Raw genomic sequence first — 24,575 nt, forward strand, 5'->3', positions numbered from 1 at the left:
TTCGGCTGGGATTTATTCAGTTAGAGCAACTGCTTGATGGTGAGACCTAGTTGATCCAATTCAATCTTTATAAGCGCAATATATACTTGTTTTGCGCAAGATCTATCGATACCACGAACAATTGGCGGAAAGTAGGTTTGAAAATGCTGAAATGTCAACAGCCTCGAATGTTCGTTCCACCTTCTCTGATCTCATAAATAATAGCCACATTGCAAAACGCCAATTTTATGCTATATCAAATAAAGATACTTTATTTATTGAGATCCCGACTTGTTTAAGCCACCACCTTTATAAGGTCATAATCAGGAGCAAATAATGCTTAATAAACGATTTTCAGAACGACTTAATAAGGAGCTTGACAGTATAGGTGTCCCCGAATCAACACCTGAACGTATAGAGGTTCTTTCCAAACTGATTAAAATACCCAAATTTAAAGCCGAGGCATTACTCAATGGCATCACAAGCCCTGATGAACCGGTATTACAAACTCTTGCACAGGAGCTTGAGGTCAACGCGGATTGGTTGCTTGGTAAAAGCGATTCAAAATCAGGAGCTCACTAAAATCCTATCCATGGAAACGATGGCTTAAACTAATGGGTTTTGCGTGTTTCTCAATGTATTCAATAATTTTTCCCGCAATGTTGACGGCTGTCGTTTTCTCGATCCCTTCAAGGCCAGGAGATGAATTAATCTCCAATACTAATGGTCCATGATTGGATCGAATCAAATCAACGCCCGCTACTTTCAAACCCATAGTTTTTGCAGCGCTTACTGCAATTGCCCGCTCTTGTGGCGACAATTTCACTTTAACTCCTTTTCCACCCTGGTGCACATTAGCGCGGAATTCGCCTTCTTTTGCCTGGCGCTTCATGGCAGCAACTACTTTTTCTCCAATCACAAAGCAGCGTATATCAGTACCTCGAGATTCTTCAATAAATTCCTGAACCAGAATATTGGCATGCATTTCTTTAAACGCATTAATAATGCTAACTGCAGATTGATGGCTGTCAGCCAGAATTACCCCTTTACCTTGAGTGCCTTCTAGCAATTTGATTACGAGAGGAGCACCACCAACCATATGGATTAAATCTTCCGTATCATCAGGCGATTGAGCAAAACTGGTCAAAGGCATAGGAATACCTTTTCGAGCCAGAAGTTGTAAAGACCGAAATTTATCTCTGGAACGCGAAATAGCTATTGATTCATTAAGGGTGTACATGCCCATAGTTTCCATATGACGAAGCACGGCAGTTCCATAATAAGTCGTTGAAGCGCCAATTCGTGGGATCACTGCATCGAATTGAGGCAGAGAAGAACCGCCTCTATAGTGAACTTTGGGATTTGAAGCGGCAACGTTCATATAACAATACAGGGGATTAATGATTTTAACTTCATGACCAGCCGCTTCCCCTTCCGCTTTCAAGCGCTTGTGCGAATACAAATGTGGGTTAGTGGCTAAAATTGCAATTTTCATGAATCAATAGTTCCTCAATTTTTTTTATAATGGTTCTAATAAAGCCTAGTTTAAAATTTATGAATTCTCATCCCGATGTACCGAAATGAGAACACTAAATTTTATAGGCGATGAATTTAAAATTGGAACTTATCCTGTTCCTGATAGCATCAAGCGATTTTGGTGAATTCAGCTATGAGACTAATAACATATAATCCTTGGCCAACAAGTCTGCATGATGCGGAGTGGTAAAAAATGCGTTTAACTCTCCTTGGGGATTAAATAGCATTACTGCTCCACTGTGCTGAACGTCATAGTTTTTAGGATCGTCACTCTCTTTGTTGATTACTTTTGCATAAGCAATGCCCATTTCTCGAGTCATGAGTTTGATAATGGCTTCATCCCCTCGTGCGCCATAAAATGAACTATTAAAGGATTTAACATATCCGTTCAATTTTTCCAGGCTATCACGCTCAGGATCTATAGAGATCATCACGATCCTGGGTAGATTTTTCACCTTTTTTTCCTCAAGAATACGATACATTTTAGCAAGTTCTGCCATAGTAGTCGGGCAGAGGTAACCACAATTAGTAAACCCAAAAAAGACTAATGTCCATTGCCCCTGTAAGCTGCTGTTTTCAAAGGGCTGTTGATCAGTCCCTGTCAGACTGAATTGATTGACCGTTCTTGGATTTTCAAGATAGGTGCCATGAAATTGAGCCGCATCAATTTTTTTCTTAAAATGAAGATGTTGTGATACAAAAATTCCAGCGAATAAACTGGCCAGGGCCAATAAAATGGTAACAGTTAAAGTAACACCTTTTATTTTTATACTCATTTTAACCCCTTACAGATAGTGATCTATCAATAAAAAAACAAATAATACCATCAAATACACAATAGAGAATCTAAAGGTTTGCATTGCCACAACAGGTTTTTCAGTACTGTATAATTTGTGAGCCCAGAATAAAAACCGCACGCCCAGAAGCATTGCACCTATCAAATAGACAATGCCACTCATTCCTACAACAAAAGGCAATAGACTGACCACCAACAATAAAATTGTATACAAATAAATATTCAGTTTGGTGAATTGTATACCATGAGTTACCGGTAGCATAGGAATTTGAGCATGTTGATATTCTTCATAACGATAAATTGCCAAAGCCCAAAAATGAGGAGGAGTCCAGGTAAAAATGATTAATACCAATAATAAAGCGTGAGGGTCCAATTGATTCGTTACAGCCGTCCATCCTAATAATGGAGGTGCTGCTCCAGCCAATCCGCCGATGACAATATTCTGTGAAGTCGCTCTTTTCAAATATCCAGTATAAACGCCAGCATAACCAATCAAAGTAACAAAAGTAAGCAAAGCTGTTAATTGATTTACAAAAGCACAAAGAACAGATAAACCCAGTACACCGATAACAACAGCAAATCCCAGTGCTTGATATACTGAAACCCGACCATGAGCTACAGGCCTTTTTTTTGTCCTGGCCATGATGGAATCAATATGCCTGTCCACCAAATGATTAATTGCGGCCGCACTACCGGCACACAAACCAACGCCAATTAAAGTAAAACCAATTAATGACAAATCTATCCAGCCAGGAGCGGCCAGATACATGCCAACAACAACCGTTAACAGCATAAGCAAAACCACTCGAGGCTTACACAGCTCAATATAATCACGCCAATCTGCCGTTGGCTGTGTCGCTAGCTCAGCAGTCATAATCCAACCCCTTTCGTGTAAAATGCAACATACTAAACACTGTTGCCAATAATAATGCTGCAACCCCATTATGAGCAACGGCCACAGATATGGGCAGCAAATAAACTACGTTCAAAATACCCAGGCAAAATTGAAGCACCACAAATAACAGAAGTAATAAAGCACCTTTTTTTAAATATCGGGAACTTGACTTACCCAGAATCAACAATGAGAGCAGAACAATGTAACACGCAGTCAAAACAGCCCCAATCCGGTGAATTAATTGAATGCTCACCCGAACCTCATTATCGAGTACTCCACCCTGGTAATTAGCACCGACGGGAGAAAATAAATTAAATCCCTTGGTAAAGTGCAGTTCTGGTAACCACAATCCATTACACTGTGGAAATCCAATGCAGGAAATCCCTGCATAATTTGAACTAACCCAACCACCAAGAGCAATTTGGCAAAAAACAATAAGCACCCCCAATCGGATCCAAAATCGCCACTGAGGCAAATCCTGCCCGTTTAAAGAACTAATTTGCAGGCGAAACCGACATAAGCAGGAAAAAATGAGCATCCCACCCAAAAGATGTCCCATGACGACTACAGGAAGAAGTTTCAGCGTTACCGTCCACATGCCCAACGCGGCTTGAAAAACCACCAGAATCATTAAAGCCAAAGGGATGTGCCATGGTATCACCTTGCCTTGTATTCGCTTACGCAGCACACTGATTCCTATAAAAAGGATCAGCAGAGCAAGAGTTCCTGCGGCATAACGATGAGCCATTTCGGTCCAGGCTTTTCTGGTTTCAATAGGAAGGTGAGGAAACTGGGTTTGTGCTTCCTGCAAGCCTGTCTGAGCAGAAGGCAACACCATCCGCCCATAACAACCAGGCCAGTCAGGACACCCAAGTCCTGCGTCTGTTAACCGTGTATAGGCTCCCAGCATCACTACAAATAAAGCGAAGATAATACTGAAAGTAGCCGCGATTCGTATAGAATTATTCTGCATCAATTTAGGTACTCTTCTGTTCTGTTGTACTAAGGAGAAGTTTCAGATCTTTATAGATGTCATCAGGATTAGCCCCTGTGCGGTAACTTAGAATCAAGAAGTTATCCGGATTGGCGATAAACACCTTGGCGTCAGCAGGCAAAGCAGACAGTTTAGCCATATCTGCAGATGTTAAGGTAGTCACATGAATATCCTGCTCTTTTAAGAGAGGTTTTATTTCATCGGCCAATGCTGATGATTTATCATCCAGAACCAACCACTCATCCACCTGATATAATTTTCGCCCTAAAGCCAAACGGACTCGAGCGAGCATATTGAGTTGTTCGAGGCATTCCTTTTTACATCCATCAGGACTAATAAGAAGGAGCCGCCATTTGGATTTACTTCCAAAATGACTAAAAGAAATCGGGGGGGTCAATAATGTACCTTTATTTACTGTCGATGAACCTAGCCAGTCTGGGTGTTGAAAAAATAGATAAGCAGTTACCCCTGGTGCAGCAAACATAATGGCTAATAAGAACAAAACATAATATTTAGTGACTTGTTTCTTCATTTCTCTTCTTCAGATTCAATGCTACGAATATAATAAAGATAACCAATGCCATGGCAAACCATTGCAGAGCATACGCTAAATGCCGCTGCGGAGGCATGGATACTATCGCCCATTCACGCACAAATCCATATGCGTCTTGCTTGTCGAGGCGAATAATAAACGGATAGACCTTTTTTTGCAAAAGGTGACTCACTAATTTTGCATCCAAAAGCTCAAGAATAATAATTCCTCGCTCTTTTTTCTCGATTCCAGGCCCTAAAACCCATTGGTTTTTGCCTGGAAAATAAGCACTGCCCTGCAGCTTAACCCTACCCTGTGGAATCAAAGTTTCAGGAAAAGTACGCCTGGTACTGTCCCCCACAACCCATCCCCGGTCCACCAGAACAACCGTTCCGTCTGAAAGCTCTAACGGAGAAATAACATCATATCCAAACTGGTGCTGGTGATGCTGATTATCCAATAAAAAGATATTGGGTAAATAAGTACCACTCACCCTGATGCGTTGATATTGTTTGGGTAGCGGTTGCTCTCCACTCCAAACTATGGGTTCTTGTTTTGCCAATGATTCTTCTGCCGCAATCATCGTTGCTTTCTCATCCGCCCGTTGTATTTGCCAAAAGCCGAGACGAATAAAAATAAAGATAAAAAACAGAGTCAGAACAATCATTAGCCAATTTGGGGTGAAACGAAAGCGAAAACAGGTTAAACTAGGCATACTTTATTAATTGCTCAAAAAGTTGGCTAACTTCCGACTGAAGATAGCAATTTCGGGAGTATAACAAATGTTCACCAAAATCTTCATCATCTTTGTCATGATTATTATTGCCGGCTCTCTGGCAAGCGGCTTGTTTTTTCTGATAAGAGATACTGGAAATTCAAAACGTACAGTGAAAGCACTAACAATTAGAATAGGTATCTCATTGACCTTATTTATTTTTTTATTTGTTGCATTCAAATTAGGTCTTATTGCACCACATGGGATTTAAACAATTGAGTTAAATCCCCCATTCGAAAAAATTTATAGTATCGACTATACTTTTATCAGAGTTGATCATAAGGGACGATAGCAATCATGATGATAGTGCTGTTTGTGTTCTTTTTTCTTATTGGGCTGCAAATACTATTCAAACCCACAACAACAATTCCCCTGCAATTTATTTTATGTCTGTTATTAATCTCCATTTGTTTTAATTTTCACAGCCATCTGGTGCCCTTATGAACATACAAAAAAAAATACACCTTTGGGGTAACAGCTTTGGGCTATTGATTATTTGCGTTATATTACTCTTCGCATTTGCGGATCAATTGTTCAAACATTCATTACCCTGTCCTTTATGTTTATTACAAAGAATTTGTTTTGCAGGTATAGGATTGTGCTTAATGATGAATTTGCGTCTGGGCATCAGGATGTCTCATTATGGTTTTATGTTATTGCAAGCGTTATTAGGCCTTGCTATAGCGACGCGCCAAATCTACCTCCATCTGGATCCCGGCACACCCGGTTATGGAGATCCGTTTCTTGGTTTGTATTTTTACACTTGGTCAGCAATTATTTTTCTGTTCATCATTGGCTTCATTGCAATCGCGCTTCTCTTTGAACAAGGTTTTGACGCTCAATTCAAAACATCCAACAAAGGGATGATTGCTTTAATGTATTTATTTCTTATCTTGATTCTTGCCAATGGAATCAGTACATTCATAGAATGTGGTCCGTATGTTTGCCCGGATAACCCAACTGTCTACTATTTTTTCAAGTAATCGTGCACGAGTTAAGGAAGTATTATGCGTTTTTTATTAATCAGTTTCATTATGTGTTGCAGCAAAGTATATGCCGACACCATCAACAATTACATGAGTATTGCGAATAACATACCACAAATGGAAATAAAGGCCGATCCACAAGCACAAGCTTGGGCCAGATCAGCGCGTCATGTTCTTAATATTACATGTGAGAGCATTGCGGAAACCTTAATTCAGGCAAATGAAACAGCAAAAACTCAGGGTAAACCCATTTTTTGTTTACCACCAGGAAAACAACTCAATTCGATCACCATGAATGAGTTAATCCAACAAACCTATAAAGAAATATCAAGCCAGCGCAGTGATAAAGACACGATGACGGTATCTCAAATTGCCTTATTAGGCGTCAGCAAACAATTTCCATGCCAACAAAACCCGGCAGAAAAACAAATGGCTCACGTAGCCACATTATTATCGCACTAAATATAGGGCGTATGTTGGGTCTTCACCCAACATGACCCGAAACGATTATTACCCGTTACTGACTAAACTCTTCAAAGGCTTCTAAAGCTTCAGCAGCATACATCAAAGAGGGGCCACCGCCCATATAAACAGCCATACCTAATGTTTCTAATAACTCGGCTCTGGTAGTTTGTAATTTTATTAAGGTTTGCGCATGAAAACCAATACACCCTGGGCATTGTTTGGCAACAGCAAGAGCCATGGCAATCAACTCCTTTGTTTTTTTATCCAGTACACCATCTTGATTAGCCGCTTGCGACAAAGCAGCAAATCCAGCCATAACTTCAGGCATTTCTTTGCGCATTTTTGCTAATTGAGTACCAATATCCTTGGTGATATGAGAAAATTTATCTGACATTTAAGGCGCTCCTTCTTTGTTTTAGTAATTGTGCGACAATAATGTACCGCAATACCACACCAAGCAAAAGACTATTTAAGCAAAGCCTCTCAAATTCACTACAGAACAATAAATCGTTCACAGCAACAAAGCGATGTCGGCCTAAGCAATACAGACAAGATAGGCTAGAGTTTATAAGAGGGCCTGATTTAATGTTTCTTTGGCTAAAGTCATACGCCGCTCAACTTCACCCAACTCTGCCTGCAAGGTCAGAATTGCCTCTGTCTTTCCGCTTTGCGACAACTGTTGAAGCGATTTTGTCATTGCCTTCTGCTGTTGAGTCAGTGTATTAATATCCTGCTCCAGACTCTCTATCCATTGTTGTCGGGTACTTAACATTTTTACACCAAAAGAGACCCGATTTTCAGGTTTCTTTTTACGACTGCTTATATGGCATAAAGCAACCAGAACATTAATTTTCTGTTTGATTCGTTCGGCCAAAAATATAGCACTGCGATCATTTTTTTGCTGAGATAAGGCTTGAATATCTGCTTTAATTTCTTTAACACATGCGGAGCCGGAAAACTCTAAACCGGTACGAAACAAACCTTTGGGTAGATTATGACTGGAAATAACCGAACTTAATTCACTGACTTTCCACTCCAACTCAGGAAGACGAGAACTTAATTCGGTTAATAGTTCATCAAGAGGATTCATGGCATTATTGTTTGTTAAGCTGTAGCTTCCACATTCACAGTCCTGCTTTGCAACCAGGAACTGACAAATGGTGGTGCACACATCAATATCAAGCCGATGATTAAAGTTAATTCATAACGAGCAGTGCTGCCGACGTCAATACCCTCAGGTGGAATAAAACTCACACCCAAAGTTGTGAGAACGCCAATAATGCCAATTCCCGAGACCAGCAACATCCCCATCATCCCGCCAGGAATTTTAAACGGGCGATGGTGATTAGGCTCACTGATACGCAGCTTGATTGCAGCGAGGAACATAATGAAATACATTAACATATACAGCTGTGCAGCTAACGCAGTTAATAGCCAATAGGAACCATTGACGCTAGGCATGAACAAAAACAAAGCAGACAAGACTGTAACAATCACTGCTTGAGTAATTAACATGACCACTGGTGCTCCTTTGGTATTTGTGCGCTGAAACAACTCAGGCAAATTACCGTCTTCAGCAGCAACCAATAATCCTTTGGTCGGTGCGATGATCCAGTTACTCACCCCGCCAAGACCACCAAGAACGAGCATGACAGCAACAACGGGCATCATCCAATTCATATTATATCTTGAGAAAAATGCTTCAAATGCCTGCATTATTCCTGCAACAAGATTTATGTCTTTGCCAGGCAACACCACGGCTATCGCAAGCGAGCCAAGGATCAGAGTACTTAAAATGATACCTACTGAATAGATTAACGCTTTAGGAAAAGCATGCTGAGGATTATTTACATCATTGGCATGGACCGTAGCGATCTCTATTCCGCAGAACGACATCATAATCGCCGTTAAAGACACCCACATGGATTTATCTGCAAGATGAGGGACAATACTAGGGACATCAAAGTTAATCTGTAAGGGGTTACCCTGAGTTATCCACGCTACGCCAAGGCCAATGATTAGAGACATGGGCAACAACAATCCGGCAAGGGAGCAAAAGCTGCTGAACATGGCAGAGGACTTCATGCCCCGTAAATTAAGCAGAGTAGCGCCCCAAAAACAACTGACTATAACCGCCCAGAGGAAATAAGGATTACTGGTTAAAGCGGGATTAATCAAATAGCCTATTGTTCCTGCAACAAAAGATAATATGGTCGGATACCAGATCACATTTTCTATCCATTGCAACCAAATGGCTAAAAAGCCGGATTTTTTACCAAAGGCTTCCTTGACCCATACATAAATTCCACCTTGCTTTGCCCAACCAGAAGCCAATTCAGCAGAGACCAGCGCTGTGGGAATGAGAAAAAATACAGCACCCAATATAAAGTAAAATATTAACTGGCTTCCAAATAAAGCGGTAGCGGGTAAATTCCGTATACTGTCTACTGAGCCAACGGTAATCATAGTCAAACTAAAAATAGTAAGTGAGTGCTTTTTATTACTCATCGCATTCCTTCATTGCAGCCTATTCAGAATCAAAAAACTTATTATATAAAAATAAGCTTAAGGAAACCTTAATAATCGCGTAAAAAATAAACAAAAATCAATCTGATATTTAGAGGATTAATACACTGTTGTGCAATATGAATCAGATATACAGCGCCTGAATCAATCAGTTTCCCATGTCCTGACACTTGATTTGAAAATCATCATAGCAGTTTTTCTGGTGAAACAGAATGTACCAAACGCGCAAATAATGAATAAAATTCATGGAGAATATGGAACAACCATCCTTTGATGATTCCATCGCCAACCAATTCATGCAAAATTGCTCACTGGTGCAGGACATACAAAAAAAAACAAAATCGCGGCTAAAAACACATTTGATTGCTTCCCTTCTGAGCCATACCCACTCCAGCTACTTTACCAACAGACGTCTTGTCAAAAAATCTCAAGACGGATTGAACACCCGTTCGTTGCATTTTATTGTGAATCACTTCGATGGCCAATTCATGCTCATTTTTAACCGCATGCTCCAAAGCAGTTAATCCATTTTTATCTTTAATGGCCAGAGAGGCCCCTCTATTCAATAATAATTGAAATAATTTTCTATCCTGGGTAGTCGAGTTCAGCTTACAGGCGTACATTAGCGGTGTCTTACCCTCGTTATCCAAAGGATTAATTTTAATCCCTTTAATGCGCAACAAATCCTCAACGATCCCTGGACCTCCATATTTACACGCAATATGAAGCAAGGTTGCCAAATCTTTTTTTCGCTGGCTGTTAACAAGATGAGGTATTCCTGAAAGAATGGCCCTTACTACTTCTCGCCTGCCTAAATACACTGCCTTTAAAATAGGGGAATCATCACTCAAATTTTGACGAGAAAAAACAGACCATCTCGCTCTAAGGCATTGTTTTACAGTTGGTAAATCACCTTGCAGAGCAGCCATGGAAAAAAAATAAAGTCGTTCAGGATAAGGAGTTTTCCTAGGCACTGGAAATACTGGATAGCGGTTTCCCAATTTAGAAATTATGTCTGCTGAAAGGTTCACTGCGATGAAGTCTGTATTGACTGTTAACCTGCGTATTAATGGCCCCGAAGTACTTACTCGATACAGCTCATCAACAAGCCCATGAGAATCAAATTCAAAATAGGGTTTATTCGTATCTTGTATATATAAATCATTAATGTTGATGAATCGCCAAAGATTCCCAGCTCGCTTAAACCCCATGGCATGATCTGAAGTGCTGATAATAACCGCTACATTTTCAGCTAAACCTGATTTAGCCAACAAGGTAAAATATCCCAGTGCTTCTTGCCTGGAACCAAAAGTATGTGTCTTATAAAAAATCTGTTGTACTCCCGAGTGGTGATGTTGAATGCACTTCAGGATGGCAGTAACATCGGATTGCCAAATCAGTTTCCCATAGTGATTTTTGTAAGCAAGCGGTTCCTGAGCTATACACAATTTTTCACACAATTGAGGTAGAGAAAGAGTCTGTAACTCGCTTTCAGAAAGAGGAATTAATCGGTCCTTTTTTTGGTTGATATGCTCTAGAACATCAGGTAAATCAGACTTATGAGCACGAAGAAGATGGAGTTGGCGATAAAACACATCCTCTTTGCCCTCAGCAACTGCCAACGCCCAGTTAAGACTAAAACCATAGCAAACCCCCTCAAATTCCGGGTGTGAGAGCCTGGTTAAAAGAGCGATAATTTCATCATGGGTTAACGAGTCAGGATTATATAAGCTTCTGAAATGACGTGCCGCATAATCGATGGATTTAACAGCCAGGAGATAGAATACCCATCCCCAAATAAGCAAAAGCATATAGAAAAGAACATTCATACCTAATATTTCATACTATCCCGGGTAAAAAAAGTATACGGTTAATTAATCCGTTACGTCGATAGGTTCGATATCCCATTACAATTCGAACGCACCCTTGTGACTTGTTGATAAGCCGCATGTGCTTGATGACGCATCAGAACCGCTCTCTTCCGTGTCAATCGTGTCAGGTGAAAATAATGAGCATCCAGATGCAGCTAATGGAGTAGCTGATTTTTTCTTTAACTTATTATACAGATACAACATTAATAATGTTTCAGTCTTTCCAAAGCTCGCCACAGAACTGCTGAATCGAACAGCATTCAGATTGAGCTTATCGGCAACGGTTTGGGGGGTATGATCTGCGGTAATGTATACGTGTTCCGGTCTATCCATCACCAGATCGGTGTGGATGGCCAATGCGGGATTCAATGATTGAATGTTATCCAAAACCTGGTTTGAATTTGATCGCTGGCCCTCAGAGCGTAAATAGGCAACAACATTGGAGGGGTAGGCGTAAACGACATCAATTCCAATAAATTTCAAGATATTCTTTATTTTAATCATTACGTCTCGATCAACCCACGACTGAGCTAGCACAGTAGTTTTGCCAATAATGCTCTGCAGTTTATCAAAGCCATACTGATCAAATAACTGCTCCAGATATGCGAATTCCCTTGATTGTAAACCTGATTTGCTGCATTGGCTTGACTCTAAAAAACGCGCCAATTGAACAAGAAAATCGTCTGTTGAATCAGTTTTATTAATCAAAAATCGAGCCATTCGCCAAAAATCAACTACATATTGACTGTTATCGATAATAATCAATTTGGGGGTGCCGCTGCTGAGTTGGCATGCAATTTCAACTGAACGCATACCCGATATGGCGACCAATGCAATATGCTCTTCCCTGGAATGATGAGGCAATCCTGTGATCTCAGGATCATTCCCCTTGATCAGGACCTTGAATGGCTTCAAACAATTGGGAGGTAATTGGCTAATAGCAAAAGATTTTCTGGAAAAGAATCCTCTATAGGCTGACTGTATCCTGACTGCAGCCTCGTTTTTAAGTTGAGTCCCATCAGTTTTTGACACGCCCATATTGATCCCGAATAAGTTAAAATGGATAAAATTTAACGAACAATAATTAAGGATTTATTAGATTCTTAATCAAAAAACTAATAGCAACTATATGAAATACTAATAACACTATAATCCAGCATCTTGTCAATACATACTTTAATAATTATTGTCCAATCACTCACTAAAGAATAAGTACCGTCGGAGTCCCTCTCACGGCTGTCCCATTAAAAATGTGACGTCTTTCCGAGCGTAGTGAGGAATCTCCTGCAAATTGACACAATCTGAATTAATGCATTAATTATCATTACCTTATCAGCAGCTTGGCTGCAAATGCTAAACAAATTGCTCAGACTACCCGTAGTCACTGGGCTGTCGAGAACAGTCTACATTCGGTCTTGAACGTTACATTACGTGAAGATGATTCTCGCGTACGCAACGATCATGCTCCTGAATATATGGCGATGGTTCGGCATATTATTTTGAACAGTTTACAAAATACCAAAAAGAAATTTAAGGATATGAGCATTAGGCGCCTGCAGAAAATGGCTGGCTGGGCAGACTCAACTCTTGATATGATTTTAATGGGATCGTGCAACCTTGCAGGAGATTCCTCGCTACGCTCGGAAAGACGTCATTTTTTTAATGGGACAACCGTGGTCCCTCTGCTGATAAGTAGCATTGCTTCACGTCTCTATGCTATAGTTCCTATTTTTTTCCGAGTACTCAATTATTATGTTTGATAACTTAACCGAACGGTTGACCCGCACCTTTAAAAACCTGCGTGGACAGGGTCGATTAACTGAAGACAATATTCAACAAGCCTTGCGCGAAGTCAGACTCTCCCTGATCGAGGCAGATGTGGCTCTGCCGGTTATTAAAGACTTTATTGAACAGGTAAAAGAGAAAGCTCTTGGGCAGGAAGTGTTAACCAGTTTAAATCCTGACCAGGCATTTATTAAAACCGTGCATGATGAATTAATTCATGTCATGGGTGACGAACGCGTTGAGCTGGACTTTAAAACGCAACCCCCTGCAATATTCCTGATGGCCGGTTTACAAGGCTCTGGTAAAACAACAAGCACCGCAAAACTCGCCCGCTATTTAAAAGACACCGAAAATAAAAAAGTCATGCTGGTCAGTGTGGACGTTTACAGACCTGCCGCCATTCAACAGCTGAAGGTTTTGGCAGAACAAATTGGTGTCGCATTTTTTCCTGCAGAAACCAACGAACAACCCATTTCTATAGCTCAAAAAGCTCTTGAAAGTGCTAAAAAGCAATACATGGATGTTTTGATTATCGATACTGCAGGTCGCATGCATATCGATGCAGAAATGATGGATGAAATTAAAGCATTACACCAATCTGTAAAACCCATAGAAACCTTGTTTGTTGTCGACAGTATGACTGGCCAGGACGCAGCCAATACCGCCAAGGCATTCCATGAAGCCCTGCCCTTAACCGGGGTCATCCTTACCAAAACAGATGGTGATGCCCGAGGTGGTGCTGCTTTGTCAGTAAGACAAATTACCGGCCAACCCATTAAATTTATCGGTAGCGGTGAAAAAGTAGAGGCTCTTGAGCCATTTCACCCCGAGCGTATCGCGTCACGAATATTAGGAATGGGCGATATTCTGACTCTGATCGAAGAGGTAGAGCGCAAAGCAGACAAACAGGCCAGCGAAAAACTGGCTAAAAAATTAAAGAAAGGCAAAGGCTTTGATTTAGAAGACTTCAAGCAACAGCTCTTGCAAATGAACAACATGGGTGGCATCGCAGGAATGATGAGCAAGCTGCCTGGTATGGGTCAAATGCCTCAACAGGCGATGAAACAGGTCAATGACAAAGCAATGGCCCAGACAGTTGCCATTATTAATTCAATGACCCCCAAAGAACGTCGACTTCCCAAAATCATTGTCGGGTCACGGAAAAAGCGCATTGCAATGGGCTCTGGAACCCAGATTCAGGATGTCAATCGATTGTTGAAACAATTTGAACAAATGCAAAAGATGATGAAAAAATTTTCCAAACCTGGCGGAATGCAAAAAATGATGCGAGGTTTAGGGGGAATGGCTGGAATGAAAGACATGTTTCCAGATGATTTAAAGTAATTGTTTTTATTACACTATCCACACAGAGAGAGCGATATTCGCTATGAATAACCATAGTTCACTAAGTGGGGATAGTGCGTTAGAAAATAAATTAAAAGAATTACTTCACATGTTGAGTTAATTTTCGTACAATACTCGGCATTTTTATGTAACCACTCTAAAGTAGAGGAAAACAATGGTCGTTATACGTTTATCACGAGGCGGCGCCAAAAAGCGTCCTTTTTATCACATGGTAGTAACTGACAGCCGCAAACGTCGCGATGGTAATTACATTGAGCGTATTGGTTATTTTAACCCCGTTGCGCGAGGACAAGAAGTTCGTCTGCACGTTGAAATGGAAAAATTAGCTCATTGGCAAAGTGTTGGTGCACAATTATCTGACCGAGTCAGTTCATTGGTAAAAGAATTTAACAAAAAATCTGAAACAGCTGCTTAATAACGTGAATAATCAGGCAAACTGGGTAGTATTAGGCCGTTTTGGCCGACCTCATGGTATTAAAGGCTTTGTTACGGTTCACTCCTTCACAGATCCTCGAGATAATATTCTGAGATATACAGACTGGCATGCCTTTTTAAACAATCAGTGGCAACCTGTTAAGCTATTATGTATCGAAGTACATAACAAGGCCATAATAGCTCAAATAGAGGGCTATCCTGATCGTGAGCTTGTTTCTCGACTTACCAATGTAGAAATTGCTGTTCAAAAAGAACAGCTCGCTGAATTAGAACCAGGTGAGTATTACTGGCACCAGCTGATAGGCATGAAAGTGATTAACCAACAAGGAGTGTCCTTTGGGTTAGTTACTGAAGTGATGCCAACAGGCTCTAATGATGTATTGGTAGTTCAAGGTGAAAAAAGGCATTTAATACCTTATTTGCCGGGACAATTTGTAATGGATATCAATGACACCGAACAGGTCATTACTGTCGACTGGGATGCGGATTTTTAAGTGGTTCTGCATCTGGGCGTAATCAGTTTGATTCCAGAAATAATGGATGGATTGAAGTACGGAGTGACCGGTAGGGCAATTGAACAGAACCTGGTACAAATTGCACACTGGAATCCACGTGATTGGTCATCCAGACCCTATAGGCAGATAGATGATAAGCCTTATGGTGGTGGACCAGGAATGGTCATGATGTATGAACCACTCCATGGGGCAATTGTGCATGCACGCAGTCAAATGCCAGAAAACTGCAAAACGGTTTACTTAAGCCCACAAGGTAAAGTAATCCGTCAAGCCGACTTAAACCAGGTGGCAAATGACAGGCAACCCCTGCTGTTTATAGCAGGACGCTATGAAGGAATTGATGAGCGCATCATTAGTCATCATGTAGATGAAGAGTGGTCGCTTGGGGATTTTGTATTAAGTGGCGGTGAATTAGCTGCCATGGTGTTTATTGACGCCATAATTCGTTTGATACCCGGTAGTCTTGGGCATCTTGGTTCAGCAGAGCAGGATTCATTTATGAATGGATTGCTCGACTGTCCTCATTATACCCGGCCTGCATCCATTGATGGTATGGATGTACCTCCTGTTTTATTAGGTGGGAACCATAGGGACATAGAACGATGGCGTAGAAAACAGTCCCTGGGTAAAACCTGGCTTAAACGTCCGGATTTACTAGAACAGATGCAATTGAACGAAACTGACAGGCAGTTGCTTGCAGAGTTTCAGGAAGAGCACGGTTTATTACCGAATTCAAGGTAGCAAACCAGCAGGTTTCAAAGCATCCATGAATCGGTGCTGAATAGTTATAAATGCGAACACGGTGATTCCTGTTGAGGATAAACCAATTTTAGGAGTAGTCCATGACTAATATTATTGACCAATTGAATGCTGAGCAAATGCAAGGCAAGGAAATTCCTGAGTTTAATCCAGGTGACACTGTTCTTGTTCAAGTTAAAGTAATTGAAGGTACTCGTGAACGTTTACAGGCTTTTGAAGGGATTGTTATTGCTAAAAGAAATCGTGGTTTAAATTCCGCGTTTACTGTTCGCAAAATTTCTCATAACGTAGGTGTTGAGCGTGTGTTCCAGACTTACAGCCCAATCGTGGACAGTATCACTGTCAAGCGTCGTGGTGATGTACGTCGTGCAAAACTGTATTACTTACGCAACCTGGCTGGCCGCGCTGCTCGTATTAAAGAAAAATTGTCAGGTAAAAAAGGCGATTAATTCTTGAACTCAATGCTCGTCATGTCTATTTTTCCTACCCCTTGGGGTAGGCTTGAAGTACATCATGATGAGCATTTTGTTTATAGTGCCTCGTTTACTCAAAAATCAGGTGTACCTGCCAATAACAGCCTGGCTCAAACAATAGGCAAAGAACTTGAAGCCTATAATGCTGATCCTCATCATCGGTTTCAATTACAATTAAAACCTAAAGGCAGTCTATATCAACTAAACGTATGGAACGCGCTCCTGGTCATTCCCGTTGGTCGAACGTTGACTTATGGGGAATTGGCACTCAAACTGCAAAGCAGTCCCCGAGCTATTGGACAGGCGTGTAAACGTAACCCTCTGGCGTTGTTTATCCCTTGTCATCGTGTCGTTGGAAAAAATAGCCTTGGCGGATATATGGGGAATCCCGAATCCATTTCATATAAAGAAAGCCTGCTCGCTCATGAGGCTCGTCTATAAAATATTCTTGAACTAACTCTGTTTTGGAGTATTCGATGTCTCATCCGTAATAGCCAGTGAAGTGCTCGGTTGCAGAATACTAAAAAATCTTAATCCATAACTTACGGCCATCTTCCATAAATTAGCGACAAAAGAGTAAGTGGAAATATTGTTGAGATACAGTTCCTCAAATTCGGCAGGATTCATTTCCCACAATCGAGTGACATATAATCCAAGCTCTTCTTTAACCTCCTCGGTATATTCCATTTGTTCATTTAAATATTGTGCCAGGTTTTTCAGCATACTGACTCGAGTCGTTTGTAGCTGATCTCCCTCAATTTGCGTATTCTCCAGGGTAGTAATGTATTCTTCAGCTATATATCTGAATTGAGTGATTGAACTAATTTGTTCAAAGGCACGATTCACAGCCTTGATGTCAGCGGTCTCTATATAATGGAGAAATCGGGCATTTTCTCTCTGTTCCTGCTCAGAAAAGCGTAATCCATCCAAAAGTGCACTTTGATTTTTCATCAATTGGCACACTTGCTTGCCGCTCAATTGTTCTTGTTTTATAAAATTGTTTTGAAGATTCATACTCTGATAAACCATACAACTAATTAACCCAACTGATAAGGAAATAAAAGCATAAGATAATTCCGCTCTAATTGGTCTCGAATCCAAATCATGAACTGCAGCCAAAATGGCCATGTGTCTGACATCTTCCTCACAAAAACCATGATTCAACCATTCAAAAACAATTAAATTCACAGTTTCATCTGCACCAATAGCATCTTTTGAGTCTGCATAATGCTGTGCGATGAATTGAGGCCATTCCAAAAACCGTAGATAATTTCCTTTACGAAGAGCCTGGAGATATTCAATACTGGATGAGAGCATAGCTATCGACCTTAGATCATATCTCCATCAATCCGGAAAGTTCATCCACTTGAATCCGGTAAAGAAACTCCAGATGCAGGACCCTTTCTGGCTTCAGGAGCTCTCAATTCGTTCAAAATGACGTATCCCGGTTTTATTGAGAAGTTACGATTTTTGAGTTAACTGTATTGAATATATATCATTAAATTCAATAAAAATCTTGTGAAACATAATTTCACTTCCTCAACCTCTTGTCTTCGAGAATTAACCTATACTTAAAATAAAATACGATGCCAGTGGAGATAAAAAATGAATAATAAATGGTTTATCCTCATCATGTTGCTGGTAGTACCAACCAGTGTAGCACTAGCCAACTGTGACTTAACGAAATTTCGCTGGGATTGTGATCTGCCTGTACAGGTTAAGCCAAAACCAGGAGCAAGCTCGTTAGTGTATTGCGGTAATTCCTACGGTTACATTACAAAGCAACAATACGATATCCTGGCCCGGTATCAACGCGCCAGTGTCAACATGGTTTTAGACATCAATGGAGAATACATTGATAGCCCTTGTGAAGGGGCTGAGCGCTAATCCTCAGTTTAGGGGAATATCAATACCTTACTTGTTCCTCTTTGCGAACTCAGTTGCTCTAAAGATCTTCGCTTGGGTGTTTCAAGAATAATCCACTAAAATCGAGCCAAAGTTATTTGGGTATAATTCCTTTTCTTCGATATAATGGCAGTATCTCATACTATCCAAGCCATTGATGATCATTGAAATTGACGGCATTTCTATCGAAATATTAAAAAAGCCAATTAAAAACTTGAATCTTAGAATTTATCCTCCAGATGGCTTGGTTAAAGTAAGCGCCCCATTAAGGTTCAGTGATCGGTTAATCAGACAACATCTTCAAGAAAAAAGTGAATGGATTCGTATGCAGCGTGATCGAATTCGTCAACGATCTTCGTATATGGAAGAAAACCTGCAGACCGGGTCAACCATTCCCTTTCAGGGAAAAAATTATCTATTAATCATTGAAGAACATCATGGCCCTAAGACTATCCAAGTTAATGGAGAGCTGATTTATCTATATACCCAACCGCAACCAACGCTAACTCAAATCAAGTTAATGCTTGATAGTTGGTACAGAAAAGAAATGGAGGCCATCGTACCTGGGTTAATAAAACATTGGGAAGCGATTATTCAAGTACAATCAAACGAATGGGGTATAAAAAAAATGAAAACTCGCTGGGGATCATGCAATACCCGGGCACGTAGAATTTGGTTGAATCTCAATTTAATGAAAAAGCCTTTGGTGTGCCTTGAGTATGTGCTGGTGCACGAACTGGTTCATCTTCTCGAAGCCAGCCATAACAAACGATTTTATGCCCTGATGACTCAATTTATGCCCCAGTGGCGTGAATATCAATACCTTCTGGAAGGTAAGGCATCTAGAAAATAAACCTGTTCGTACGCTCAGACTCTGTACGTGACAAAAACTTGCAAGAATTGTATCTTGGCGTACAATTCGCATCACAGACTGCTCACAAGGTTAACACTTGCTTGATCCTGAAATAATAAGTCATAACATCTGTACCCAGGGATATCACCTTATTGATCAATTCATTGCTCCAGAACACTTTCGAGCGTTAATTCTTTATTGCCAAAACCTGCATCAACAAGGTGAATTTCGCAATGCTCGAATCGGGCATAAATTGCAAGCTCATAATAATCAAGCCATCAGAACGGATGAAATATGTTGGTTGGAGGAACAAACAACAGAACCGTCTGTTCAAGCCTATTTGAAACAAACCAATGAGCTGGCATGTTTACTAAATCGCACCTTATTTCTCGGACTGGCTGAATTTGAAACCCATTTTGCAGTCTACCAGCCCGGTACATACTATAAAAAACACGTTGACCAGTTTGCTACGCAAAAAACTCGGAAAATCTCTTGTGTGTATTATTTAAATGAGCACTGGCAGGAGGATTTTGGCGGAGAGTTAATACTTTATTCCAAAGAAGATCAGTTCCTTCAAAAAATAATGCCAAGGGGCAATCGTTTCATTTGTTTCAACAGTGAATTACCCCATGAGGTCTGTCTTACCCACCGAACTCGCTACAGCCTTACCGGATGGATGAAGACAGCTCCAACACCTATGCCTTTCGTTGCCCATATGAATCCTGTTCTAATTCAGGAAACCTAACGATACTCAGGCCAATCAGTATAGCCTTTAGCTCCATTGCCATACCATGTCTCTCTTGGGGCTACCACCAATTCAGCGCCAATTTTCAAGCGCTCAACCAAGTCCGGGTTTCCAATAAAAGGCCGACCAAAGCAAATGAGATCAGCCAAATGTTCTGCACGGGCCTTTAAAGCCAACTCCATATCATATCCGTTATTGGCAATATAAATCCCCTTATAAAGAGATCTTAATTTAGCAAAACTGAAATTATCAGGAATGGTACGCGGTCCAATCGTTTCCCCCTCAACACAATGTATATAGGCCACGCTGAAATGATTTAATTGCTTCACTACATAAGAAAATGTTTCCATTGGTGTGCTGTCATCAATATCATTCGCATGACTGACCGGGGACAGTCGGATCCCAACACGTTCTGATGGCCATACAGCAGTCAATGCTTCCACTACCTCCAATAATAAACGTGCTCTGTTTTCAATGCTGCCGCCATAACTATCGGTGCGTTTATTTGTTTTATCGCTTAAAAATTGCTCCAATAAATATCCATTAGCAGCGTGTATTTCTATTCCATCAAAACCGGCTTTTTGGGCACACCGGGCGGCATGAACGTATTGGTCAACTATTCCTGGTAATTCGTTGAGCTCTAATGCTCGAGGGGTAACAAAATCTTTAAAACCTGTTTCAGTATAGGCCTTACCAACCGGTTGTATCGCAGACGGAGCCACAGGCAACTGATTATCGGGTTGTAAATCAGGATGAGAAATTCGCCCCACATGCCATAACTGGGCAAAGAGAACGCCCCCTTTTTGATGAACCGCTTCAGTGACTAACTTCCAACCGGCCGTTTGTTGCTCTGTATATATACCCGGAGTAAAGGCATACCCCTTCCCCTGTTGGGAAATTTGTGTTGCTTCAGAAATAATTAGACCCGCTGAAGCCCTCTGGGCATAATACTCAGCATTCATGAGGCCTTGAACGTCGCCCTTTCCCGCGCGACTGCGGGTCAAAGGAGCCATCACAATCCGATTTGCCAGAGTGAGGGAGCCTAATTGCATGGGTAAAAATAAATCAGTATCGCGCTTGTCCATTGAGTTCACTAAAATCTCCATTATCAGGTATACACCCTGTACGAAAATACCGCCTTATCGATGCAAACACTGTGTTATATCGCTTAAATTTACAAAAGCCTGCATGAAACAAATGTGTGCACAATAAAAAAATAGTCTTATCTTTGCCCTGTTTTTTAATCAATATACCATCGAACAAACCCTCGTAGCAGTCATTTTGTTACTTTTTTCCCACCAAAGCGATTTATTTCGCTCAAGGTGAAAATTTTAATTCAAACTTATTGAGTTTTAAGATCAATTGATATTAAATGAATCACATCAGATTCCAAGGATTAGGAGTTCAGGATGCCATTGAGTAAGGAATTTTTGCAATCATTTAATAAATTTGTAACCCACTATAAAAAAACGGGTGCATCTTCAATGCTTGGCTCGCTGGGATGGCAAAAGGAACAAAACCATAGTGGTATATGTGGCTATTTTGAAGAGATTTTAATGCTTGTCACTTCGAACCAAGAAGCAATTCATGACGCCAGTGTCATTGAATACATTACCATTCCGATAAACCTCTCTGCAAAAACGAATCCTTATTTGCTGACCTGTTGGAACGATTGTTTAATTGAATATAACTCTGCCGTAAAAGTTTATACTCCAATCAGCGCAATGAAAGGAGACACCCCCTTACACATTAAGATTGCACCGGAAGGAATCGCCTCAGAACGATTGATAAGCGATCTCAGCATGGCATTGGATTCAAGACAAAAAGCTCAGGAATATTCCAGAATAGCCCATGTTTCTGAACTTGAATTAGTCAAGAAACAATATGAAGAGTTAAAAATCAAATACGACCACATTGCTGCCGAGAATCGACGCTTAAAAGAACAAGTTCGCAATGACCAGTTATTTCTATCTCTCCAACCTCAAATTTCTTCAGCCCAAAGCCAATTAGCCTCATTTGCTGATTTACTCAATACACTTCGTGAAATTGTAGGAGGAAGACCAAGTAGTTCTCATGCAATGACAGTTGCACCAGATTCAATAAGTCCGAAAGAACCACCGATAGAAGAGTCAGAAATTAAAGGGCGTTTTAGCCCTCCGTCTCAAATTCCGACAGATATCAGCGCACCTCCCTCAGCGGAGTCAGTTCAGGACACACCATCCACGCCTCTTGTTGCAGAAGAGCACAATTCAGTATCTACCCCGTTGGTACCGCCTAAAGCGCCCCCCAAAGCACCACCACCGCCCCCATCAGCATCGAATAAACCAGCAGAACCAGGCAAAGTGTTTAACGGCGAGGGATTTTTTAAAGAATTAAAAGATGAATTGGCCAAAAGAAATGGGCAAAGCAGCAAAGCATCCAGTTCGACCCCGCCCTCAGTGTATTTGGAAAAAAAAAGCACATAAACACCCCATTAATGGAGGCTTTATTGGAATCATTCGATAGCCGAAGACGACAACTGAATGAATCGGATTCAGATTCTGATTCTGATTCCGATTCATGGGCAGAGACTTTCAAATAGCTCAAGGAACAAAAAACCTGCTCACATTACTCGTTCACAAAATGAAATAAAAGACAGCTGTGGAATCATTATAATCATGTATAATGAACATTTTATTTCATCGAACTCATTATGCTTGCCTTAGACATCAAACAACTATCCAAAACCTATACCAATGGTGTTCAAGCGGTAAAAGGCATTGATTTATCCGTCAATACCGGTGATTTTTTCGCACTCTTGGGAGCGAATGGCGCAGGCAAATCGACAACCATTGGCATGATTACAACTTTAGTCAATAAAACATCGGGAACCATCAAGATTCACGGCTATGATTTGGATGCAGATCCAGAGCAAGCAAAATCATGTCTGGGCCTGGTCCCCCAGGAAGTCAATCTCAATATATTCGAAAACCCAATCCAGATTTTATTAAGCCAGGCAGGCTATTATGGAATTACGCGTCAAGAAGCCTTACCCAGAGCAGAGTCATTATTGGAACAACTGGGACTCTGGGATAAAAGAAAATCCATAGTTCGCCAACTGTCTGGTGGTATGAAACGACGTTTGATGATAGCACGGGCATTAATTCACCAACCTAAGGTACTCATACTTGATGAACCCACAGCCGGCGTGGATATCGAAATCAGAAGAAGTATGTGGGAGTTCTTAACTCGTACCAATGAAGAAGGAACAACAATAATTCTCACCACCCACTATCTGGAGGAGGCTGAGCAATTATGTAAAAACATTGCCATCATAGACAAAGGCGTCATTATAAAAAATTCGTCGATGAAGGCATTATTACAAACCCTGCGCCATCAGACCTTTATTTTTAATACTGAAACACCGATCAGTGCTTTGCCAGATATCCCCTCATTTAAGACAACAGTAATTGATGCGAATACCTTCGAATTACGCGTTGATAATAATATTAACTTGAATGAAGTATTTAATGTGCTTACCCAACATGGTATAACAGTCCATAGTTTGCGCAATAAAACAAACCGCTTGGAAGAGCTTTTTATGGATCTCATTAAAAATGGCCATTAGACAACAACTTATTGCCCTCTATACTCTGTTACGACGTGAACTGGTGCGTATGTTTCGCATTGCCAGCCAGGTTTTTTTACCTCCAGTAATTACTACTACTCTTTATTTTCTCATATTCGGTAGTTTGATAGGACCTCGAATTGGTACGATACAGGGAATAAGCTATCCCATGTTTATTGCCCCCGGACTGATTATGATGTCCGTAATTGTCAATGCATACGGAAACGTTTCTTCTTCGTTATTTAGTGTGCGATTTCAAAAAAGCATTGAAGAAATGCTAATCAGCCCCATGCATAACAGCCTGTTATTATTAGGCTATGTTTTAGGTGGGGTGTTCAGAGGACTCATCGTTGCCATTCTGGTTTTTCTTATTGCCAGCTTTTTCCTGACTATAGAAATGAATCACTTGCCTATGACTCTGTTTGTTGTTTTGTTAGTATCTGCAGTGTTTTCACTAGCCGGTTTCACCAACGCGATGGTAGCTCGAAATTTTGATGATATTATGCTGGTACCCACCTTTATTCTGACCCCTCTCACCTATTTGGGCGGTGTATTTTACAGCATCGATATGCTACCTCCATTCTGGCAACATATTTCCTATCTCAACCCCATTTTATATATGGTCAATGCTCTGCGACATGCCATGATTGGCCAGGAAGAAGTGAGTATGAGTCTGGCCATGATCATCATTATCGGCATGCTTGTAGTATTAACGATAACCAATATGATCCTGCTGAAAAAAGGCGTCGGCTTACGTGAGTAAGTTGAATCATGATGT

Annotated in this window: 30 protein-coding genes; 17 read left to right on the top strand and 13 right to left on the bottom strand. The window is 40.8% G+C overall.

Annotated features, from left to right (window positions below; all coding sequences use genetic code 11):
- Positions 1 to 315: 315 nt before the first annotated feature.
- On the top strand, positions 316 to 561 hold the full coding sequence (locus ELY21_RS08815; protein ID WP_127108801.1) for a hypothetical protein: 246 nt from the start codon (positions 316 to 318) through the stop codon (positions 559 to 561).
- A gap of 4 nt (positions 562 to 565) precedes the next feature.
- Here ELY21_RS08815 and rimK read toward each other — a convergent pair whose 3' ends face one another.
- The 6 genes from rimK to ELY21_RS08845 form a co-directional block, all read right to left on the bottom strand.
- Positions 566 to 1,474, bottom strand: coding sequence for a 30S ribosomal protein S6--L-glutamate ligase (gene rimK / locus ELY21_RS08820; RefSeq protein ID WP_028383626.1), 909 nt, complete (start codon positions 1,472 to 1,474; stop codon positions 566 to 568).
- A gap of 172 nt (positions 1,475 to 1,646) precedes the next feature.
- Positions 1,647 to 2,291, bottom strand: a complete 645-nt coding sequence (locus ELY21_RS08825; RefSeq protein ID WP_127108803.1) for an SCO family protein — start codon at positions 2,289 to 2,291, stop codon at positions 1,647 to 1,649.
- Between the two features lie 9 nt (positions 2,292 to 2,300).
- Positions 2,301 to 3,185, bottom strand: coding sequence for a heme o synthase (gene cyoE, locus ELY21_RS08830; RefSeq protein ID WP_127108805.1), 885 nt, complete (start codon positions 3,183 to 3,185; stop codon positions 2,301 to 2,303).
- Positions 3,175 to 4,179 (bottom strand): heme A synthase, encoded by a 1,005-nt coding sequence (locus ELY21_RS08835; RefSeq protein WP_127108807.1) that lies wholly within the window; start codon positions 4,177 to 4,179, stop codon positions 3,175 to 3,177. Before ELY21_RS08835 ends, cyoE begins: the two co-directional genes overlap by 11 nt.
- A gap of 4 nt (positions 4,180 to 4,183) precedes the next feature.
- A complete protein-coding gene (locus ELY21_RS08840; RefSeq protein ID WP_028383622.1) occupies positions 4,184 to 4,732 on the bottom strand; it encodes a hypothetical protein in 549 nt (182 codons plus the stop codon).
- Positions 4,713 to 5,447, bottom strand: coding sequence for an SURF1 family protein (locus ELY21_RS08845; RefSeq protein WP_127108809.1), 735 nt, complete (start codon positions 5,445 to 5,447; stop codon positions 4,713 to 4,715). The genes ELY21_RS08840 and ELY21_RS08845 overlap by 20 nt, the downstream gene beginning before the upstream one ends.
- A gap of 67 nt (positions 5,448 to 5,514) precedes the next feature.
- On the opposite strand from ELY21_RS08845, the gene ELY21_RS08850 reads away from it, so the two are divergent.
- The 3 genes from ELY21_RS08850 (at position 5,515) to ELY21_RS08860 (ending at position 6,955) form a co-directional block, all read left to right on the top strand.
- The gene (locus ELY21_RS08850; RefSeq protein WP_127108811.1) at positions 5,515 to 5,718 is read left to right on the top strand and encodes a twin transmembrane helix small protein; all 204 of its coding nucleotides are present in this window, start codon (positions 5,515 to 5,517) and stop codon (positions 5,716 to 5,718) included.
- 229 nt (positions 5,719 to 5,947) lie between these two features.
- Positions 5,948 to 6,490, top strand: coding sequence for a disulfide bond formation protein B (locus tag ELY21_RS08855; protein ID WP_127108813.1), 543 nt, complete (start codon positions 5,948 to 5,950; stop codon positions 6,488 to 6,490).
- A gap of 24 nt (positions 6,491 to 6,514) precedes the next feature.
- On the top strand, positions 6,515 to 6,955 hold the full coding sequence (locus ELY21_RS08860) for a phosphatase (protein WP_199741681.1): 441 nt from the start codon (positions 6,515 to 6,517) through the stop codon (positions 6,953 to 6,955).
- 55 nt (positions 6,956 to 7,010) lie between these two features.
- Here ELY21_RS08860 and ELY21_RS08865 read toward each other — a convergent pair whose 3' ends face one another.
- From ELY21_RS08865 to ELY21_RS08885, 5 genes are all read right to left on the bottom strand, one after another.
- Entirely contained in the window at positions 7,011 to 7,352 is a 342-nt protein-coding gene (locus ELY21_RS08865; RefSeq protein ID WP_127108815.1) for a carboxymuconolactone decarboxylase family protein, read from the bottom strand.
- 171 nt (positions 7,353 to 7,523) lie between these two features.
- The gene (gene priC, locus ELY21_RS08870; protein ID WP_127108817.1) at positions 7,524 to 8,048 is read right to left on the bottom strand and encodes a primosomal replication protein PriC; all 525 of its coding nucleotides are present in this window, start codon (positions 8,046 to 8,048) and stop codon (positions 7,524 to 7,526) included.
- 14 nt (positions 8,049 to 8,062) lie between these two features.
- Complete coding sequence (locus tag ELY21_RS08875; protein WP_127108819.1) at positions 8,063 to 9,466, bottom strand: APC family permease; 1,404 nt, start codon at positions 9,464 to 9,466, stop codon at positions 8,063 to 8,065.
- Positions 9,467 to 9,831: 365 nt separating this feature from the next.
- Entirely contained in the window at positions 9,832 to 11,313 is a 1,482-nt protein-coding gene (gene ankG / locus ELY21_RS08880) for a Dot/Icm T4SS effector AnkG/AnkZ/LegA7 (protein WP_233588694.1), read from the bottom strand.
- A gap of 78 nt (positions 11,314 to 11,391) precedes the next feature.
- Positions 11,392 to 12,393, bottom strand: coding sequence for an IQ calmodulin-binding motif-containing protein (locus ELY21_RS08885; RefSeq protein ID WP_127108821.1), 1,002 nt, complete (start codon positions 12,391 to 12,393; stop codon positions 11,392 to 11,394).
- A gap of 275 nt (positions 12,394 to 12,668) precedes the next feature.
- Between ELY21_RS08885 and ELY21_RS08890 the strand changes: the two genes are divergently transcribed.
- The 7 genes from ELY21_RS08890 (at position 12,669) to ELY21_RS08920 (ending at position 17,128) form a co-directional block, all read left to right on the top strand.
- Positions 12,669 to 13,115 (top strand): ISAs1 family transposase, encoded by a 447-nt coding sequence (locus tag ELY21_RS08890; protein WP_127108823.1) that lies wholly within the window; start codon positions 12,669 to 12,671, stop codon positions 13,113 to 13,115.
- Positions 13,108 to 14,484, top strand: a complete 1,377-nt coding sequence (gene ffh / locus ELY21_RS08895; protein WP_028383613.1) for a signal recognition particle protein — start codon at positions 13,108 to 13,110, stop codon at positions 14,482 to 14,484. The genes ELY21_RS08890 and ffh overlap by 8 nt, the downstream gene beginning before the upstream one ends.
- A 175-nt stretch (positions 14,485 to 14,659) precedes the next feature.
- Positions 14,660 to 14,920 (top strand): 30S ribosomal protein S16, encoded by a 261-nt coding sequence (gene rpsP, locus ELY21_RS08900; protein ID WP_028383612.1) that lies wholly within the window; start codon positions 14,660 to 14,662, stop codon positions 14,918 to 14,920.
- A gap of 4 nt (positions 14,921 to 14,924) precedes the next feature.
- Positions 14,925 to 15,434: a ribosome maturation factor RimM gene (gene rimM, locus ELY21_RS08905; protein WP_127108825.1), complete on the top strand. Its 510-nt coding sequence runs from the start codon at positions 14,925 to 14,927 to the stop codon at positions 15,432 to 15,434.
- Positions 15,435 to 16,196: a tRNA (guanosine(37)-N1)-methyltransferase TrmD gene (gene trmD, locus ELY21_RS08910; RefSeq protein ID WP_199741682.1), complete on the top strand. Its 762-nt coding sequence runs from the start codon at positions 15,435 to 15,437 to the stop codon at positions 16,194 to 16,196.
- Positions 16,197 to 16,297: 101 nt separating this feature from the next.
- On the top strand, positions 16,298 to 16,663 hold the full coding sequence (rplS, locus tag ELY21_RS08915; protein WP_058472353.1) for a 50S ribosomal protein L19: 366 nt from the start codon (positions 16,298 to 16,300) through the stop codon (positions 16,661 to 16,663).
- A 12-nt stretch (positions 16,664 to 16,675) separates the two neighbouring features.
- Entirely contained in the window at positions 16,676 to 17,128 is a 453-nt protein-coding gene (locus ELY21_RS08920) for a methylated-DNA--[protein]-cysteine S-methyltransferase (protein WP_028383608.1), read from the top strand.
- A 12-nt stretch (positions 17,129 to 17,140) separates the two neighbouring features.
- On the opposite strand, the gene ELY21_RS08925 is transcribed toward ELY21_RS08920, so the two are convergent.
- Positions 17,141 to 18,004 carry a helical bundle domain-containing protein gene (locus tag ELY21_RS08925; protein ID WP_127108827.1) on the bottom strand — a complete coding sequence of 288 codons (864 nt, stop codon included), beginning with the start codon at positions 18,002 to 18,004 and terminating at the stop codon, positions 17,141 to 17,143.
- A gap of 288 nt (positions 18,005 to 18,292) precedes the next feature.
- Here ELY21_RS08925 and ELY21_RS08930 point away from each other — a divergent pair, with 288 nt between their 5' ends.
- The 3 genes from ELY21_RS08930 (at position 18,293) to ELY21_RS08940 (ending at position 20,190) form a co-directional block, all read left to right on the top strand.
- Complete coding sequence (locus ELY21_RS08930) at positions 18,293 to 18,574, top strand: hypothetical protein (RefSeq protein WP_028383606.1); 282 nt, start codon at positions 18,293 to 18,295, stop codon at positions 18,572 to 18,574.
- Positions 18,575 to 18,749: 175 nt separating this feature from the next.
- Positions 18,750 to 19,445 (top strand): M48 family metallopeptidase, encoded by a 696-nt coding sequence (locus tag ELY21_RS08935; protein WP_127108829.1) that lies wholly within the window; start codon positions 18,750 to 18,752, stop codon positions 19,443 to 19,445.
- A 97-nt stretch (positions 19,446 to 19,542) separates the two neighbouring features.
- Positions 19,543 to 20,190 carry a 2OG-Fe(II) oxygenase gene (locus tag ELY21_RS08940; RefSeq protein WP_127108831.1) on the top strand — a complete coding sequence of 216 codons (648 nt, stop codon included), beginning with the start codon at positions 19,543 to 19,545 and terminating at the stop codon, positions 20,188 to 20,190.
- Here the strand turns inward: ELY21_RS08940 and ELY21_RS08945 are convergent.
- A complete protein-coding gene (locus ELY21_RS08945; protein WP_127108919.1) occupies positions 20,187 to 21,275 on the bottom strand; it encodes an alkene reductase in 1,089 nt (362 codons plus the stop codon). The genes ELY21_RS08940 and ELY21_RS08945 overlap by 4 nt on opposite strands.
- A 324-nt stretch (positions 21,276 to 21,599) precedes the next feature.
- Between ELY21_RS08945 and ELY21_RS08950 the strand changes: the two genes are divergently transcribed.
- From ELY21_RS08950 to ELY21_RS08960, 3 genes are all read left to right on the top strand, one after another.
- Positions 21,600 to 22,655 carry a hypothetical protein gene (locus ELY21_RS08950; protein WP_127108833.1) on the top strand — a complete coding sequence of 352 codons (1,056 nt, stop codon included), beginning with the start codon at positions 21,600 to 21,602 and terminating at the stop codon, positions 22,653 to 22,655.
- Between the two features lie 227 nt (positions 22,656 to 22,882).
- Positions 22,883 to 23,797 carry an ABC transporter ATP-binding protein gene (locus ELY21_RS08955; protein WP_127108836.1) on the top strand — a complete coding sequence of 305 codons (915 nt, stop codon included), beginning with the start codon at positions 22,883 to 22,885 and terminating at the stop codon, positions 23,795 to 23,797.
- Positions 23,787 to 24,560, top strand: a complete 774-nt coding sequence (locus ELY21_RS08960; RefSeq protein ID WP_127108838.1) for an ABC transporter permease — start codon at positions 23,787 to 23,789, stop codon at positions 24,558 to 24,560. The genes ELY21_RS08955 and ELY21_RS08960 overlap by 11 nt, the downstream gene beginning before the upstream one ends.
- The last annotated feature ends 15 nt before the right edge of the window (positions 24,561 to 24,575 follow it).

It is taken from the genome of Legionella sp. km535 (assembly GCF_003990085.1).
Lineage (GTDB): Bacteria > Pseudomonadota > Gammaproteobacteria > Legionellales > Legionellaceae > Legionella > Legionella moravica.